Annotated in this window: 14 protein-coding genes; 4 read left to right on the forward strand and 10 right to left on the reverse strand. The window is 61.6% G+C overall.

Annotation, left to right across the window (positions count from 1 at the left end; translation table 11 throughout):
• Positions 1 to 136 precede the first annotated feature (136 nt).
• Positions 137 to 511 carry a DUF6124 family protein gene (locus CAF79_RS15695; RefSeq protein WP_085698525.1) on the reverse strand — a complete coding sequence of 125 codons (375 nt, stop codon included), beginning with the start codon at positions 509 to 511 and terminating at the stop codon, positions 137 to 139.
• A 317-nt stretch (positions 512 to 828) separates the two neighbouring features.
• Complete coding sequence (locus CAF79_RS15700; RefSeq protein WP_085698526.1) at positions 829 to 1797, reverse strand: LysR family transcriptional regulator; 969 nt, start codon at positions 1795 to 1797, stop codon at positions 829 to 831.
• Positions 1798 to 1979: 182 nt separating this feature from the next.
• On the opposite strand from CAF79_RS15700, the gene CAF79_RS15705 reads away from it, so the two are divergent.
• The 4 genes from CAF79_RS15705 (at position 1980) to CAF79_RS15720 (ending at position 6885) form a co-directional block, all read left to right on the forward strand.
• Entirely contained in the window at positions 1980 to 3479 is a 1500-nt protein-coding gene (locus tag CAF79_RS15705; RefSeq protein WP_085698527.1) for an efflux transporter outer membrane subunit, read from the forward strand.
• 139 nt (positions 3480 to 3618) lie between these two features.
• A complete protein-coding gene (locus tag CAF79_RS15710) occupies positions 3619 to 5811 on the forward strand; it encodes an FUSC family protein (RefSeq protein ID WP_085698528.1) in 2193 nt (730 codons plus the stop codon).
• Entirely contained in the window at positions 5801 to 6001 is a 201-nt protein-coding gene (locus tag CAF79_RS15715) for a DUF1656 domain-containing protein (protein WP_085698529.1), read from the forward strand. The genes CAF79_RS15710 and CAF79_RS15715 overlap by 11 nt, the downstream gene beginning before the upstream one ends.
• A 17-nt stretch (positions 6002 to 6018) precedes the next feature.
• Positions 6019 to 6885: an HlyD family secretion protein gene (locus CAF79_RS15720; protein ID WP_085698530.1), complete on the forward strand. Its 867-nt coding sequence runs from the start codon at positions 6019 to 6021 to the stop codon at positions 6883 to 6885.
• 81 nt (positions 6886 to 6966) lie between these two features.
• On the opposite strand, the gene CAF79_RS15725 is transcribed toward CAF79_RS15720, so the two are convergent.
• The 8 genes from CAF79_RS15725 to CAF79_RS15760 all read right to left on the reverse strand — a co-directional run bounded on the left by CAF79_RS15725 (position 6967) and on the right by CAF79_RS15760 (position 16247).
• The gene (locus CAF79_RS15725; protein WP_085698531.1) at positions 6967 to 7791 is read right to left on the reverse strand and encodes an SDR family oxidoreductase; all 825 of its coding nucleotides are present in this window, start codon (positions 7789 to 7791) and stop codon (positions 6967 to 6969) included.
• Positions 7792 to 7826: 35 nt separating this feature from the next.
• On the reverse strand, positions 7827 to 8291 hold the full coding sequence (locus CAF79_RS15730; protein WP_085698532.1) for a multidrug transporter: 465 nt from the start codon (positions 8289 to 8291) through the stop codon (positions 7827 to 7829).
• A 136-nt stretch (positions 8292 to 8427) separates the two neighbouring features.
• Positions 8428 to 9879: a mannose-1-phosphate guanylyltransferase/mannose-6-phosphate isomerase gene (locus CAF79_RS15735; RefSeq protein WP_085698533.1), complete on the reverse strand. Its 1452-nt coding sequence runs from the start codon at positions 9877 to 9879 to the stop codon at positions 8428 to 8430.
• Positions 9880 to 10030: 151 nt separating this feature from the next.
• Complete coding sequence (locus CAF79_RS15740) at positions 10031 to 10687, reverse strand: alginate O-acetyltransferase AlgF (RefSeq protein WP_085698534.1); 657 nt, start codon at positions 10685 to 10687, stop codon at positions 10031 to 10033.
• A 14-nt stretch (positions 10688 to 10701) separates the two neighbouring features.
• Positions 10702 to 11874, reverse strand: coding sequence for an alginate O-acetyltransferase (locus tag CAF79_RS15745; RefSeq protein ID WP_085698535.1), 1173 nt, complete (start codon positions 11872 to 11874; stop codon positions 10702 to 10704).
• A gap of 10 nt (positions 11875 to 11884) precedes the next feature.
• Complete coding sequence (locus tag CAF79_RS15750; protein ID WP_085698536.1) at positions 11885 to 13450, reverse strand: MBOAT family protein; 1566 nt, start codon at positions 13448 to 13450, stop codon at positions 11885 to 11887.
• Positions 13451 to 13662: 212 nt separating this feature from the next.
• Entirely contained in the window at positions 13663 to 14787 is a 1125-nt protein-coding gene (locus CAF79_RS15755; protein ID WP_085698537.1) for a mannuronate-specific alginate lyase, read from the reverse strand.
• Between the two features lie 8 nt (positions 14788 to 14795).
• The gene (locus CAF79_RS15760; RefSeq protein WP_085698538.1) at positions 14796 to 16247 is read right to left on the reverse strand and encodes an alginate O-acetyltransferase; all 1452 of its coding nucleotides are present in this window, start codon (positions 16245 to 16247) and stop codon (positions 14796 to 14798) included.
• Positions 16248 to 16249 lie beyond the last annotated feature (2 nt).

Consider the following 16249-nt stretch of genomic DNA (forward strand, 5'->3'; position numbering starts at 1 on the left):
GAAAGCAGAAAGCGGACTGCTTTTGCTTTGATCGTTCCCACGCTCCGCGTGGGAATGCAGCCCGGGACGCTCTGCGTCCCAATCGATCTGCCAGCGAATGCAATCGGCGCTGGCAGGTCGGTTTTGTCGGAACGGCTTAGCTGTGTGTTGGGCAACGCTGAACTTCGACGTTGTCCAGCACCCGATTCACCGCCAGTTCCGCCAGCATGATTACTTGCTGAATACCCAGGATGCGGTGCCGCTGCGGTGTGTCGAAAAAAGCCGCTACATCACTGGCCATGGCACTGGCGGTGGCCAGGGATTCGCAGGCGTGGGCCAGCAGGCTTTCGTCGTCCATGTCCGGGGCGACCTGGAACATCTTGCTTGGTCGGCGACTGGAGCATTTTTTCGGGAAGGGGTTGAGGTGATGGTCGAGGGCGCGTTCGGCAGCCTCGTGGAGTTTTTTTGAATCGGCGGACTCGTAGGGCGAGGTGTCGTTGGTTTCAGGGGGATTCGGAGTAAGTTTTTTCATGGCATAGATCCTTAAGTCTTGGAGGAGCTGCCATTCTTCGTTTTCCAGGCGAAAGAGGTGGCAGCTGTACGCGGACTGGAAAAACCGGAAAGGATCAAACCCGGCAGACCCGAAGGTCTCCCACGTACAGCTACCATAACGTCGCGAAAAAACGCCGCATTATGTCATGGGCTGTGATCCTGAACTTCGGGTTTTCCAGACCCGGCCGCCGATGCGTCAGCGACCCCAAAAGCCTATCCACCTCGTTTCCGAGGGACAACCGACACGACTTGTCGGAAACATCCGCCAAAAACCAGCCCGTCTGTAGGACGGCCAAGTCAATTCGCCACCCGAGCCCCCGCCAGACTTCCACTCATTTCATAAGCCGCCAGTTCCGCCTGATGCCCCGCCAATATCTCCGGCAACGAGCCACGCAGGTACTCGACCCAGGTCTTGATCTTCGCATCCAGATACTGCCGCGACGGGTAGATCGCATACAGGTTCAGTTCCTGCGAGCGGTAGTTGGGCATGACCCGTACCAACGAGCCATTGCGCAGGCCTTCAATGGCGGCGTACACCGGCAACACGCCGACGCCCATCCCGCTGGTGATCGCGGTTTTCATCGCGTCGGCGGAGTTGACCAGGAACGGCGAGCTGTTGATGGTGACCATTTCCTGGCCGTCCGGGCCGTCGAAGGCCCATTTTTCCAGGGGGATCACCGGGCTCACCAGGCGCAGGCAGGCGTGGTTCAGCAGGTCGCTGGGTTTTTGTGCGCAGCCGTTGGCTTTTACATAGGCCGGGGAGGCGCAGACGATGCTGTAGGTGATGCCCAGGCGTTGCGAGACGAAGCCCGAGTCCGGCAGCTCGCGAGCGAGGACGATGGACACGTCGTAGCCTTCATCGAGCAGGTCCGGCACGCGGTTGGCCATGGTCAGGTCGAAGGTCACGTCCGGGTGGGTCTTGCGGTAGCGGGCGATGGCGTCGATCACGAAGTGCTGGCCGATGCCGGTCATGGTGTGCACTTTCAACTGACCGGCCGGGCGCGCGTGGGCTTCGCTGGCTTCGGCTTCGGCCTCTTCGACGTAGGCCAGGATCTGCTCGCAGCGCAGCAGGTAGCGCTTGCCGGCTTCGGTGAGTGCGATGCGCCGCGTCGTGCGGTTCAGCAGGCGGGTTTGCAGGTGGGCCTCAAGGTTGGAGACCGCGCGCGAGACGTTGGCGGTGGTGGTGTCGAGTTGCACGGCGGCGGCGGTGAAGCTGCCCGCTTCGGCCACGCAACTGAAGGCGCGCATGTTTTGCAATGTGTCCATGGGGTGCTCTCAAGGGAGATGGCAAATTGTGACACGAAGTTTCAGGGGCTGAGACCCCCGACCAAGGGATTATCTCGTTAACCGTAACAAAGATTCGCAGAAAACCCAGCTTATCGCCGTTCAGGGCGCCCCCTAGAATTGCGCCCACCTCGAAACATCTCCCACCTCAGGAATTCGCAGCAGTGCCGCGTCGCATCAACAGAGCGCTTTTGCCGCTCAGTGTTCTGGCTTTTTCGTTAGGTCTTGGCGGCTGCATCGGAACCGGAGGGATTGCCCCGCAGGGCAAGGCTCTGGAGGCCAATGAACTGGCCACCGACGAGGCCATCGCCCACGCCGCCCGTGACGCAAACTGGCCCACCGCCCAATGGTGGCAAGCCTACGGCGACCCGCAACTCAACCGCTGGATCGACCTGGCCGTGCAAGGCAGCCCGACCCTGGCCATGGCCGCTGCGCGAGTGCGTCAGGCCCGGTCCATGGCCGGTGTCGCCGAAGCCGCCGAGTCGTTGCAGATCAATGGCGAATCGACCCTCAAACGTCACAACTGGCCGACCGACCAGTTCTATGGCCCCGGTGAGCTGGCCAATACCACGACTTGGGACAACAACGCCGCGCTGGGTTTCAGTTACGCCCTCGACCTCTGGGGCCGTGAAAGCAACAGCACCGAGCGGGCCGTCGATCTGGCGCACATGAGCGCTGCCGAGGCGCGGCAGGCGCAACTCGAATTGCAGAACAACATCGTGCGCGCCTACATCGAGCTGTCGCTGCATTACGCCCAGCGCGACATCGTCGCGGCGACGCTCAAGCAGCAACAGCAGATTCTCGATTTGGCGCAGAAACGCCTGAACGGCGGGATCGGTACGCACTTCGAAGTCAGTCAGGCTGAAACCCCGCTGCCGGAAACCCATCGGCAACTGGATGCGCTGGATGAAGAAATCGCCCTGAGCCGCAACCAGATTGCGGCACTGGCCGGTAAAGGGCCGGGCGCCGGCGCGCAGTTGCAACGTCCGACCCTGTCCCTCGGCGCGGCGCTGAAACTGCCGTCGGCATTGCCCGCCGAACTGCTCGGCCAGCGCCCGGACGTGGTTGCCAGTCGCTGGCAAGTGGCGGCGCAGGCGCGCGGGATCGATGTGGCGCATGCCGGGTTTTATCCCAACGTCGATCTGGTCGGCAGCCTCGGCTACATGGCCACCGGCGGCGGGGCGCTGGAGTTCCTGACCGGTAAGAAGCTCAACTACAACGTCGGGCCGGCGATCTCGCTGCCGATCTTCGACGGCGGGCGACTGCGCGCCGAATTGGGTGAAGCCTCGGCGGGTTATGACATCGCCGTGGCGCATTACAACCAGACGCTGGTCAATGCGCTGAAGAACATCTCGGATCAGTTGATCCGCCGCGAGTCGATGGACAAGCAGCAGACGTTCGCCGCCGAATCCGTGGCCACCGCGCAGAAGACTTACGACATCGCGATGATCGCCTACCAGCGCGGCCTCACCGATTACCTCAACGTGCTCAACGCCCAGACCCTGCTGTTCAAACAGCAGCAGGTTCAGCAGCAGGTGCAGGCGGCGCGTTTGAGTGCCCATGCCGAACTGGTGACGGCATTGGGCGGTGGTCTTGGCGCGGGTAAGGACGTGCCGACCGCCGAACAGACCGCCGCCCCGAAAACCCCGGTTCTCCTGCGTTGAAAACACAATCTGTGGGAGCGAGCTTGCTCGCGAAGCGGGAGTGTCAGCCAGCACACATGTCGGCTGATACACCGCATTCGCGAGCGAGCTCGCTCCCACAGGGTATGGGTCCGACCTGAAACTCATTGAGCATAATTGAATGACTCCCTTGCCCGCACCCTTGCGCTGGCTCTACTCCCTGGAATGGCGCCGGGGTTTCTTCGAATGGGCACGCAGCGACGGCGTGACCTGGGTCTACATCTTCAAGGTGTTGATCGCCGCATTCCTGACCCTGTGGCTGGCGATGCGCCTGGAACTGCCGCAGCCGCGCACGGCGATGATCACGGTGTTCATCGTCATGCAGCCGCAGAGCGGCCAGGTGTTCGCCAAGAGTTTCTATCGCTTCCTCGGCACCCTGGCCGGGTCGGCGATGATGGTCACGCTGATTTCCCTGTTCGCCCAGAACACTGAATTGTTCCTCGGTTCGCTGGCGATCTGGGTCGGCATCTGCTCGGCCGGCGCCGCCCGTTGCCGCAACTTCCGCGCCTACGGTTTTGTGTTGGCCGGGTATACGGCGGCGATGGTCGGCCTGCCGGCGCTCGCCCATCCCGATGGCGCGTTCATGGCGGCGGTGTGGCGGGTGCTGGAGATTTCGCTGGGGATTCTCTGCTCGACGCTGGTCAGTGCCGCGATCCTGCCGCAAACCGCCAGCGCGGCGATGCGCAACGCCTTGTATCAGCGCTTTGGCGTGTTCGCCCTGTTTGTCACCGACGGCTTGCGCGGGCGCAGCAAGCCGGAGTCGTTCGAGGCCAGCAACGTGCGCTTCATCGCCGAAGCGGTGGGGCTGGAAGGGCTGCGCAGCGTGACCGTGTTCGAAGACCCGCACATGCGTCGGCGCAACGGTCGTCTCAGTCGCCTGAACAGCGAGTTCATGGGCATCACCACCCGGTTCAACGCCTTGCATCAGTTGCTCGAGCGTCTGCGCGTCAATGACGAAGCGCATGTCGTGGCGGCGATCAAACCGGGCCTGCAGGATCTGGCCGAAGTGCTCGACGGGTTCAGCGGCCGCGCCCTGACCAGCCCGGACGCGGCGCGTCTGGCGCTCGCGCTCGCGGCGTACAAGGAAGGCTTGCCGGCGCGGGTGCGCAGCCTGCGGGCGATCTTTCAGGAGAGCGAACCGAGCGACGCCGAGCAACTGGATTTCCACACCGCGTACGAGCTGCTCTATCGCTTCGTCGATGACCTGCACAGTTATGCACAGACCCACGCCTCGCTGGCCGACCACAGCCACGAACGCGAGCGCTGGGACGAGCCGTTCACCCCGCAAACCAGTTGGTGGGCCGCAGCGGCTTCGGGGATTCGTGCTGCGTTCATCCTGGTCGTGCTCGGCAGTTACTGGGTCGCCACCGCGTGGCCGAGCGGCGCGACCATGACCCTGATCGCTGCCGCCACCGTGGGCCTGTCGGCGGCGACACCGAACCCGAAACGCATGGCGTTTCAAATGGCGTGCGGCACGTTTCTGGGGGCGCTGATCGGCTTCGTCGAAATGTTTTTCATCTTCCCGTGGATCGATGGTTTCCCGCTGCTGTGCGTGATGCTTGCGCCGGTGATCGTGCTCGGCTCGTTCCTCACTTCGCGGCCGCAATACGCCGGTGTCGGTCTTGGCTTGCTGATCTTTTTCAGCACCGGTTCGGTGCCGGACAACCTGACGATCTACAACCCCTACACCTTCATCAACGACTACATCGCCATGGTCATGGGCATGCTGGTCTGCGCGGCGGCGGGGGCGATCATTCTGCCGCCGAACAGCCGCTGGTTGTGGCAGCGTCTGGAACAGGATTTGCGCGGGCAAGTGGTGTACGCGATCAGCGGCAAACTCAAGGGTCTGGCGTCGAGTTTCGAAAGCCGTACCCGCGACTTGATGCATCAGGCTTACGGTCTGGCGGCCGGTCAGCCGCTGGTGCAGAAAAACCTCTTGCGCTGGATGTTCGTGGTGCTGGAAGTCGGCCACGCGATCATCGAGCTGCGCAAGGAACAGGCGATCCTGCCGGTGCATCCGGCCTATGCCGAATCGCAGCCATGGCGCCAGGCAATCCGGGTCATGGGGCGCTCGCTGGTGCGCCTGTTCCTGCAACCGAACTCGAGCAATCTGGAACGTGCGCTGGTGGCGGTCGATCACGCGATCAGCCGGGTCGCCGCCACTGACGAACCGTTCGCACCGCACTTCGATACCTCGGCCCTGCGTCGGGTGAAGAGCTACCTGCACTTCATCCGCACCTCGTTGCTCGACCCGCAATCGCCACTCGCTGCCTATGCCATCGCCAAGCCCGAAGGACTTGCCCATGCCTCGTGAAATCGCCTTCCACGGCGTGTACATGCCGACCATGACCCTGATGTTCTTCGTCGCCGCGGCGCTGGCCTGGGCGCTGGATCGGTTCTTGTCCGGGTTCGATCTGTACCGCTTCTTCTGGCACCCGGCGCTGCTGCGCCTGAGCCTGTTTTCCTGTCTGTTCGGCGCGATGGCGCTGACTGTCTACCGTTGAGTCTGAGAATTGTCCCGATGAAAAAGTTTTTCAGCCTGCTCGCGACCCTGCTGGTGCTGGCCCTGGCGTTGTGGATCGGCCGCACGTTGTGGGAGCACTACATGAACACCCCGTGGACCCGCGACGGTCGGGTCCGCGCCGACATCATCAACGTCGCCGCCGACGTCACCGGTGAAGTGGTGGACGTGCCGGTGCGCGACAACCAGTTGGTGAAGAAAGGTGATCTGCTGATGCAGATCGATCCCGAGCACTATCGCCTGGCGGTGAAGCAGGCGCAGTCGCTGGTCGCTTCGCGCAAGGCTACGTGGGAGATGCGCAAGGTCAACGCCCATCGCCGCGCCGACCTGGACAACCTGGTGATCTCCAAGGAAAACCGCGACGACGCCAGCAACATCGCAGACTCCGCACTGGCCGATTACCAACAGGCCCAGGCGCAGCTGGAAGCCGCCGAACTCAATCTGAAACGCACCGAAGTGCGCGCGGCGGTGGACGGCTACGTGACCAACCTCAACGTCCATCGCGGTGACTACGCGCGCATCGGCGAGGCGAAAATGGCCGTGGTCGACATGAACTCGTTCTGGGTCTATGGCTTCTTCGAAGAAACCAAACTGCCTCACGTACGGGTCGGCGACAAAGCCGACATGCAACTGATGAGCGGCGAAGTCCTCAAGGGCCACGTGGAGAGCATTTCTCGCGGCATCTACGACCGCGACAACCCGGAAAGCCGCGAGCTGATCGCCGATGTGAACCCGACCTTCAACTGGGTGCGTCTGGCGCAACGGGTGCCGGTGCGGATTCACATCGATGAAGTGCCGGAAGGTGTGCTGCTGGCGGCAGGGATTACCTGCACCGTGGTGGTGAAGCAGGGCGCTGTGGATAACTGACAGACCGCAACGCCTTCATTGATCGTTCCCACGCTCTGCGTGGGAATGCATCCTGTGACGCTCTGCGTCACGTCCTGTATTTCAAAGCTGCCCCCGCAACCCGAAGCGCTTCATCAACGTCGACTCCAGCAACCCTTTTGGCAACAACGTCGCCAGCAACGGCAACGCCCGGCTGCCATTGCCGATGCGGATCAGCCGTGGCGGTTTGCTCTGCTGCACAGCCTTGAGCAACTCGGCGGCAAATTCGCTGGCCGGCGTTGGTTTGTCTTGCGAGGCCTTGGCCCGCGCCCGAATGCCTTCGCGCAACGGAAACCACGGCGATTGTTCGTTGATCAGTTGTTCGGCCTCGTGCCCGGCATTTTTGGCGAAGCTGGATGCAATCGCTCCCGGCTGCACTTCCATCACGCGAATCCCGAACGGCGCCAGTTCCATGCGCAACGCATCGCTCAGTGCATGCACCGCCGCTTTCGACGCGCAATAGGCGCCGGCAAATGGCGTGACCAGCACCCCGGAAACACTGCCGATATTCACCACCAGGCCTTTGGCCCGGCGCAGTACCGGGAACAGCGCACGGGTCACGCCGACAATCGAAAACACATTGGTTTCGAACTGGCGCTGCATGGCCGTCACACCGCCATCGAGCAATGGGCCCATGGCGCCGTAGCCGGCGTTGTTGATCAGCACATCGAGGCCGCCGTGTTGCTGGTTGATTCGTTCGGCAAGTTGTTCCAGCGCTGCGTTGTCATTGACGTCGAGCTGCACCGCTGTGAACCCGGCGGCACTGAGAGCCGCGACATCTTCGGTCTTGCGCGCACTGGCCCAGACCTCGTAGCCGGTGCTTTTGAAGGCATCGGCGAGGGCGCGGCCGATGCCGCTGGAACAACCGGTAATCAACGCAACGGGCATGGCGCATTCCTTGTGCAAAACAGTGGGAGAGGGGATCAGTCGGAGAAACTACCCTGCAATCGCTCGGCGCGAAACTCCAGGGTTTGCGGGCGATAACCGGGACGCAGCGGCGGCATCGGCAAACAGTCTTCCCAGTTGCCACCGGCCTGCAATTCGCCGGGGCCGCGATAGCGTGGGGCGGCGTATTGATTGTCGGCCAGGTTCACGGTATCGCCCGGCGCGTACGCGGCAATGCGCCAGCGCAGTTCGGTCAGCGGCACGTCGTTGCCATTGTTCAACTTGAGCAACAGCGGACGGTCGGCGGGGCAGTGTTCGGGGGCATAAACGATGCGCAGTTCAAGCCGCGCCAGTTGCTTGATCTCACGGTTGTCCAGCCACACCACCCACATCGCCACCAGCCCGAGGCCGACCGCGGCAGCCATCGATACCGGCAAGGCCTTGGCCGGATAGCGCAACAGCAGGATCAGCCAGGTGATGACCAGCAAGACGCCGATGAACATGTCGCGAAACCTCGTGGGCAGGGAAGGTTCATCCTACCTAAGCCTGGACGGGGTTGGCGAAAAAAAAAGCCCCCGCCCAATCCGCTGCGGATAGGGGACGCAGCGGGCTGGACGGGGGCTTCCTGTTACGGAGCGATCACTGCGCGATGGTTTTCACCGACACGCCGCGTTCGATCGGGGTGGAGCGACCGTAGATATCTTCGAAGCGCTCGATATCGTCTTCACCCAGGTACGAACCGGACTGCACTTCGATGATTTCCAGCGGGATCTTGCCCGGGTTGCGCAGGCGATGCACCGACGCGATCGGGATGTAGGTCGACTGGTTTTCGGTCAGCAGGAACACGTTCTCGTCGCAGGTCACTTCGGCGGTGCCGCTGACCACGATCCAGTGTTCGGCACGGTGGTGGTGCATCTGCAGCGACAGGCACGCGCCCGGCTTGACCGAGATGTGCTTGACCTGGAAGCGACCGCCCATGTCCACCGAGTCGTAGGAACCCCACGGACGATAGACCTCGCAGTGGTTCTGGGTTTCGCTGCGGCCCTGCTCGTTGAGGGTGTTGACCATCTGCTTGACGCCCTGGACCTTGTCCTTGTGGGCGATCATCATGGCGTCCTTGGTTTCGACCACCACGATGTTTTCCAGACCGATCACCGACACCAGTTTGCCGTTGCCGTGGATCATGCAGTTCTTGCTGTCCTGGATCACCACATCGCCCTTGCTGACGTTGCCGTTGGCGTCCTTCTCGTTGACTTCCCATAGCGACGACCAGCAGCCGACATCGCTCCAGCCGGCAGTCAGCGGCACCACGCAGGCGCGCTGGGTTTTTTCCATCACGGAGTAGTCGATGGAGTTGTCCGGGCAGCAGGCGAAAGTGGCTTCATCGAAAGTGATGGTGTCCGGGTCCTGAGCACTGCGTTCTAGGGTCAGCAGGCAGGTGTCGTAGATGTCCGGATCGTGCTTTTTCAGCTCTTCGAGGAAGCGGCTGGCGCGGAACAGGAACATGCCGCTGTTCCAGTAGTAACCACCGGACTCGACGTATTCGGTGGCGCGTTTGACGTCGGGTTTTTCCACGAAGTGCGAGACGCGGCTGACGCCTTCCGGCAGCAGCGAATCGCCGGTGGACTTGATGTAGCCGTAGCCGGTTTCCGGTTTGGTGGCCGGCACGCCGAACAGCACCATTTCACCGTTTTCTGCAGCGACGGTGGCCAGGGCGAGGGCGCGTTGCAGGGCTTTCTGGTCTTCGAGGACGTGGTCGGCCGGCAGCACCAGCATCAGTTCGTCGCGACCTTCATTGACCAGCATCATCGCGGTCAGCGCCACGGCCGGCGCGGTGTTGCGACCAAACGGTTCCATCAGGATGCGTTGGCATTCCAGATTGCGGTTGGCCAACTGCTCGTTGACGATGAAGCGGTGATCCTTGTTGCAGACCACGATCGGGGTGTCCATGCCTTCGAACACCAGGCGCTCGAGGGTTTGCTGGAACAGCGTGTGTTCGCCGGTCAGGGCGAGGAACTGCTTGGGAAACTGCTTGCGCGAAAGCGGCCAAAGACGTGAACCGCTACCACCTGACAAGATCACCGGAATCATATTGTTTACTCCATAAAATCGATTGGGTTAGAGCCACGAACCTGTGTCGTTTCACTCTTGTTTTTGTCGCGTACCCGAACTGACAACCCGATTCATTGTGGGAGCGAGCAAGCTCGCTCCCACAGGGGATATGCGTCAGGTCGGGAAATGGTTAGCGGGTCGACACCGGGCGTTTCACCCAGACTGGCGACAGGTTGCTGCCGTTGCCGGTGACGTACAGCACTGCTGCCTCACCGCGCTCCAGGGCGACCGGTTTCACGTCGCCGACTTTCTTGTCGCCCTCGTACAGCGCCAGGCTGACTTTCACCGGGTTGATTTCACGTTCGCCACGGCCCTTGGCGGCCACGTTCGGCACAACTTCGGTCTTGCCGTCGGCGGTCTTCAGGGTCAGCGACTTGTCGCTGAGGTTCTGCACGCGCACCAGGGATTTCTGCTTGTTCTTGAACGGTGGTTCTTCGATCAGTTGCGGCGCGCCGGAGGCGTTGTTGACCAGGGTGTAGTAGTGATCACCGGCGAGTTTCACCGGCAGGGTCTGGCTGCCGACCTTGGCGCTGTAGTCGCCGCCCGGCATGAAGCTGAAGTCGCTGCTGGCCAGCGGCGCGACGTCGCTCAGATTGGTGCTGCCGACAGTGGCGCTGACTTCAGCATTGCTGGCGTTGTAGACACGGACGAAGGTCGAGCCTTTCGGTGCAGTCGGACCGTACAGCGCAGCGTCGCCACCGGCAAAGGCCTGGACCGACAACACACTCAGGCCGGCGACCAGAGCAATGCGTTTAGCGAGACGACGAGGAGTTGTAGTGAAAGTCATGGTGTACCTCTCTTTCAGTTTTGCGCCCGATCGGGCGTCTCGGATTTAGTGTTTACAGCTACGTTTTGTTGGCGCGCGCCGGCTTGTTTAAGCTCTGCGACCCACTGCGGGTCGGCGTCGCCGATTTCGTTGTTCACAGGCAGATATCGTTCAGGAAACTCCCAGATCAGCACCTGTGGCGGGCTGTTCTTGAAGTCATCGCTTTTCAGGTAGCTGAGCATCGGCAGGATCGGGCCGTGGCCGTCCTCGGCGTAGTTGACGACGTCGCTGTGCAGCGCTTGCTTGAGCGCACCGACGAAATTCCAGTTGGGGTTGGCGCTGTAGCTGGTACCGATCAGTGCCACCGGCACTTCACTGTTGGCGAACAGGGCGTCGTCACCGGCAGGTTGTTGGGCGGCCACAGTGTTGCGCTTTTGCAGCGGCTCTTTGGCCGGCATCAGGTTTTCGAACAGTGGATCCAGCGGCAGGAACAGACGCAGATCGCCCTTGTGCGTGACCTTTTCCGCCGGGGTGGTGACGAAGCGCTGCGGCTCGCCGCTGAGCGGGAACTTGTCAGCGATGGTTTTGGCCAGGGTATTGGCGGCGATTTCCGCGCCTTCCGGGGTCCAGTGGGTGTCGGTGCGCAGGAACACTTGCTGACCATTTTGCTTGGCGGCTTGGAGCGGGCCGAGCAGGTCGGGGGCGAGGATCTTGTCGGCCGCGACGCGGGCGTGGAAGTCCTGATAAAGGTTGGCGTGAATGCTCGCCGGTTTCACTTCACCCAGGTGTTCCGGGTACAGGCGAACCTTGGCCGGCACGATCGCCATCACCAGTTTCACGCCTTTCTCTTTCAGGGTCTGGCGCACGCCTTCGACCAGCGCATAGTTGCCTTGCAGGTTCAGCTCTTCGTTGACGATCGGGTTGAATTCCTCATCGCTGTACAACCACTGATCGCGACCGAGCACCACGCCCGGACGACCTTCGTTGAACAGTTTGAAATCCAGCGCGGCCCAGAGGTTGGTGCCCAGGCGCTTGATCGGGAATTCATCGTCGTAGTGGGTTTCCACGGCTTTGGTCCAGCGGCCGTTGAGCACCGTCGCATCGGCGTTGGTGCTGAAGCCGAAGAAGCTGCGCACCGACCACAGACCGAGCACCAGCAGGGTCAGCAGAAACAGCGCGATGTAGAAGATGCGTAATGAGCGGGTCATGTCAGATCCCTCAGAACTGGAAGTAAAGGAACGGCGAGAAGCTTTGCGCCGAGAGTTTGAGAATCGAGGCGATGAACAGCAGCAGGATCAGCCCGCGCATCACGTAGCGCGACCAGTCCGCCGTCCAGTACGCCGGTTGCACCTGGGCGTCGACGCCGACGGTGTAGCCAGGCTCGTGGATGCTCGCCGGATTTTCGCCCGGAGCCGCTTTGATCAGGCCTGGAGTCGCCGTGGCAGGGCCGTTGGCCTCGACGTTGACCTCAGGTTTGCTCTTGACCGGCGGCTGGTTGGTGTACAGATCACGCAGGCCGAAGAACGCCAGGGTCACATAGGCCACCACCAGAGTCGCCACTTGCAGGCCGGTGAGGCTGGCCTGATTGAGTTCCGACAGCGACCAGTCGCCGAAGCTGAACATCGCGCCGTACATGCGGCCGGCAACGTGCAGGTTCTCGGCGCGGAAGATCACCCAGCCCATGACCACCAGCAGGAAGGTCAGCGCCCAGCGGATCGGGTTGAGGCTGCGCGGCGAAGTGTTGAGACCGAGCATTTTCTCGATCGCCAGCCACATGCCGTGCCACGCACCCCAGACGATGTAGGTGATGTTCGCGCCGTGCCACAGACCACCGAGCAGCATGGTCAGGAACAGGTTGCGATAGGTCATCAGCGTGCCTTTGCGGTTGCCGCCGAGAGTGATGTAGAGGTAGTCACGCAGCCAGGTCGACAGGCTGATGTGCCAGCGGCGCCAGAACTCGGTGATCGACTGGCTGATGTACGGCTGCTTGAAGTTTTCCATGAAGCGGAAACCCATCATCAAGCCCAGGCCGATGGCCATGTCGCTGTAACCGGAGAAGTCGAAGTACAGCTGCGCGGTGTAGGCCAGTGCGCCAAGCCAGGCATCACCCGTGGTCGGGTTTTGCAGGGCGAAGCAGTGGTCGGCGACCACGGCGAGGGTGTCGGCGATGAACACCTTTTTGATGAAGCCCTGCATGAACCGTGTGCATCCCTCGGAGAATTTGTCGAGGGTGTGGGTGCGGTTGTTGAACTGGTCGGCCAGGTCACGGAAACGCAGCACGGGACCGGCGATCAGGTGCGGGAAGATCGCCACGAACGCTGCGAAGTCGATCAGGTTGCGGGTGGCCGGGGTGTCGCCGCGGTAGACGTCGATGATGTAGCTGATCGACTCGAAGATGTAGAACGAGATACCGATCGGCAGCAGCACGTGGGTCAGGATGAACGGCTCGAGACCGACCGACGTCATCATCGCGTTGATGCTTTCGACGCCGAAGTTGGCGTACTTGAAGTAGCCGAGGATGCACAGGTCCACCGCCACGCCGAGCAGCAGCCAGCGCTGGGCCGGTTTGGTGCGCACGCCGGCGGCGCCGACTCTCAGGCCGATCCAGTAGTTCCACAGGGTGACGCCGGCGAACAGCGCCAGGAAGTCCACCCGCCACCACGCGTAGAACACGTAGCTGGCAATCAGCAGCAGCAGGTTGCGATAGCGTTGCCCGCTCAGGTAGTACAAGCCGAGAAAGATCGGCAAGAACAGAAACAGGAACACGTTGGATGAAAATACCATCCCGATCTCTCCATGTTTGAACCAACAGTCAAGGGCCAAAGCCCCCCCAAACCCCCCGCTGAAAACTGGAGAGCTAACTCACACATCTCAAACCTGACACTTAACCTGTGGGAGCGAGCTTGCTCGCGAAAGCGGTGTGCCAGACGACATCATTTTTGAATGTCGGATCCTTCTCGCGAGCAAGCTCGCTCCCACAGGGTTTATCAGTGTCCTCAGGAACCCTTGTTGCCCTTTTCATGGGACGGGTCGTAGACCTTGGTCAGGTCGCCACCGAGGCGGAAGGTCTTGAACGGCTGCATCCCGTGCTTCTTCTCCAGCACATCCGGCGAACAGGTGTAGAGCGTGCAAAACGGCTCGAGCCAGGCGAATTTCATGTCCTGTTTCAGGTCGGTCATGTCCTGCTCTTTGCCGTTCTTCTTCTCGAACTGGTCGGGGTCTTTCACCCCGGCCAGCACCCGATCACCCAGACGTTTCAGCGCGCCGTTGTTTTCCTGACGCAGATCCACACCGTTGACCTGCGCAAAACTGGCGATCATCGCCAGCGGCGGCAGGGCGTAGTTGTGGTAGGCGAGGGCGCGTTGCTGGCGCTTGAGTTCGTTGGGCAGGTAGCCGTCGGCATCGACCTGGTTGACGCCGACCTTGTATTCCTTGACCGCCCAATCGAACAGGTCGCGGCGGTTGGTCGCGACCGATGTCGCCATCACCGACCAGGCGGCCCAGTACGAGTGGTTGTTGGTTTTTTCCAGCGGCAGGTTGTCCCAGTCGCTGACCACCTGATCGGCCAATTTGCTGAACCAGGCCTCGATCAACTGCGCTTCCTGCTGGTGCTGGGCCAGCGGATGGGAGTCGGAGAACTTCAGGCGAATGTACGACGAGGCCATGCTGCCCAGCGCCCATTTGCGCATCGACTTGCCGGTGTGGTTGAAGTCTTTGGACATCAATGCATCCGCCCGGGCCCAATTAACCAGCCAGTTCAGTGTGCAGTCGAGCTGTTCCGGGCGACCGTCGCGCATGAACTGCATGACGCGCTTGGCGGTGCCGCGCTCCAGGGTGGTGATGTCTTTGGTGGTGTCGCGGAAGGCTTTTTCCGACTGCACGTTCAGTGTCGCGCGGGCCTTGTCCGAGCCTTCGTATTTGCTGCGAAATTGCAGCGGTCCGGTGTACGGCGTCGGCATCGCGTCGCAGCCTTCGCTCTTGTCGCCGGTCTTGAATTTATCCACAGGCGCAAAGTAGCCCTGAGGAGGACGCAGCGGCGCGGCGGCCTGCGCGCTGCCGGCGAAGATCGCCAGCCCGAGCAGCGTTGGCGCCAACAGAGTTTTCAGTTTCGGATTTCGCATAGCAGACCTCATTGCCCGACCTGAGCGGTTTGTTGCCCAGCGCCCGGGAATACGTTGCGTTTGCAGATTTTCGCTTCGACTTTCTGTGGCGCGGTGCCCGCTTCCGGGCCCTGGACTTCGACCGCCAGCAGGTTTTGCGAGGCCCAGTCTTCGTCCGTGCGCAGCTCAAAGGCGAAACGACCGTCAGTGTCGGAGGTTTCCGGTTTCTCGATCTTGATGTCCTCGTGGCGACCGTTCATGTACCAGAGGGTGGCTTGCAGGGTTTTCACCGAGGTGTCGGCGAAGCGGATATCGACCTGATGGCTGCTGTTCTGCAGGTTCAGGTTCTTGCTGTTGACCAGCAGTTCTTGTTTGCCGCCCGGCTTGAGCGTGGTGCTCGCGGACATCTGTGCCTCTTTGCCTTCGCAGCCGTTGTCGAGCAGCGCCATCATCTGGCGATAGATGGTTTCCTGGTCGAGGCGGTACAGCGGCGAGAATTCCCAGATGAGGATTTTCGGCGGAGATTTCTGGAATTCGTCGCTGCCCAGGTATTGCAGCATCGAACCTTCCAGGCCACCGCCGGGGAAGGCGACGTTGAGGATGTCGGCGCCGATGGCTTCTTCGAGGAAGCCTGCGAAGTTGTAGTTCTTGCCGCTGTGCGAAGTACCCACGAGGGTGATTTGTGGGTTGCCGGAATCACCGAACAGGTCGCCGTCACCGGCTTCGCCTTTCGGCTCGGTGGTGAACTGATCCATGTACTGGATTGCGTAACTGGTGCCGCACAGTTGTCCGGCCATGTTGTGCAGGGTGCCGGTCTTGCCCATGCGTCCTGAGCGTTTGGTTTCGAACTCACGCTTGGGAATGTCGGCGAAGGCCGGGATCTGCTTGACCTTCTCGGCGACGATTTTTGCCGTGCGCTGGGCACCGTATGGCGTCCAGTGCTGGTCGCCGCGGAAATAGAAATCGTGGGCCGGCAGGGTGTCCGGCAGCGATTCGTTGGTCAGTGGCGACAGGTCCGGCACCACGTAACCCATCTTCGCGAACCGGCCGAGCATGGTCTTGTAGTTGCCCAGCGCTTTCTCGTAATCGAACGCGGCTTTTTCTGCCGGGTTGAGCTTGTTGCGGTTCACCAGACCTCGGGTCGGCTGGTAGACGATCACCAGTTCGACGCCTTTGGCCTTGAACGCATCGTGCAGCTGTTGCAGGCGTTTGTAGCCCGCCGGGGTGGTGTTGAACTCGGTGCGCAAATCTTCCTGGGTCCGGAACAGCCAGTCGCCCTGCGCCTGCACCAGGGTGGTGAAGTTCTGCTGGTAGCGGGTGGTGTAGTTCTTCGCATCGTGGGCGGCCGGGCACAGGCTGCAGCAAGGTTCGGCCGTGAATTCAGGCGGCTGGACTTCATCTGCGCGGGCGCCGTTGCCGGCCGCCAGAATGCCCACGGTCAGGGCCGACAGGCTGAGTAATTTGATCAGGTGTGGGTGCATAA

The sequence above is a fragment of the Pseudomonas sp. B26(2017) genome, from assembly GCF_002113045.1.
GTDB lineage: Bacteria > Pseudomonadota > Gammaproteobacteria > Pseudomonadales > Pseudomonadaceae > Aquipseudomonas.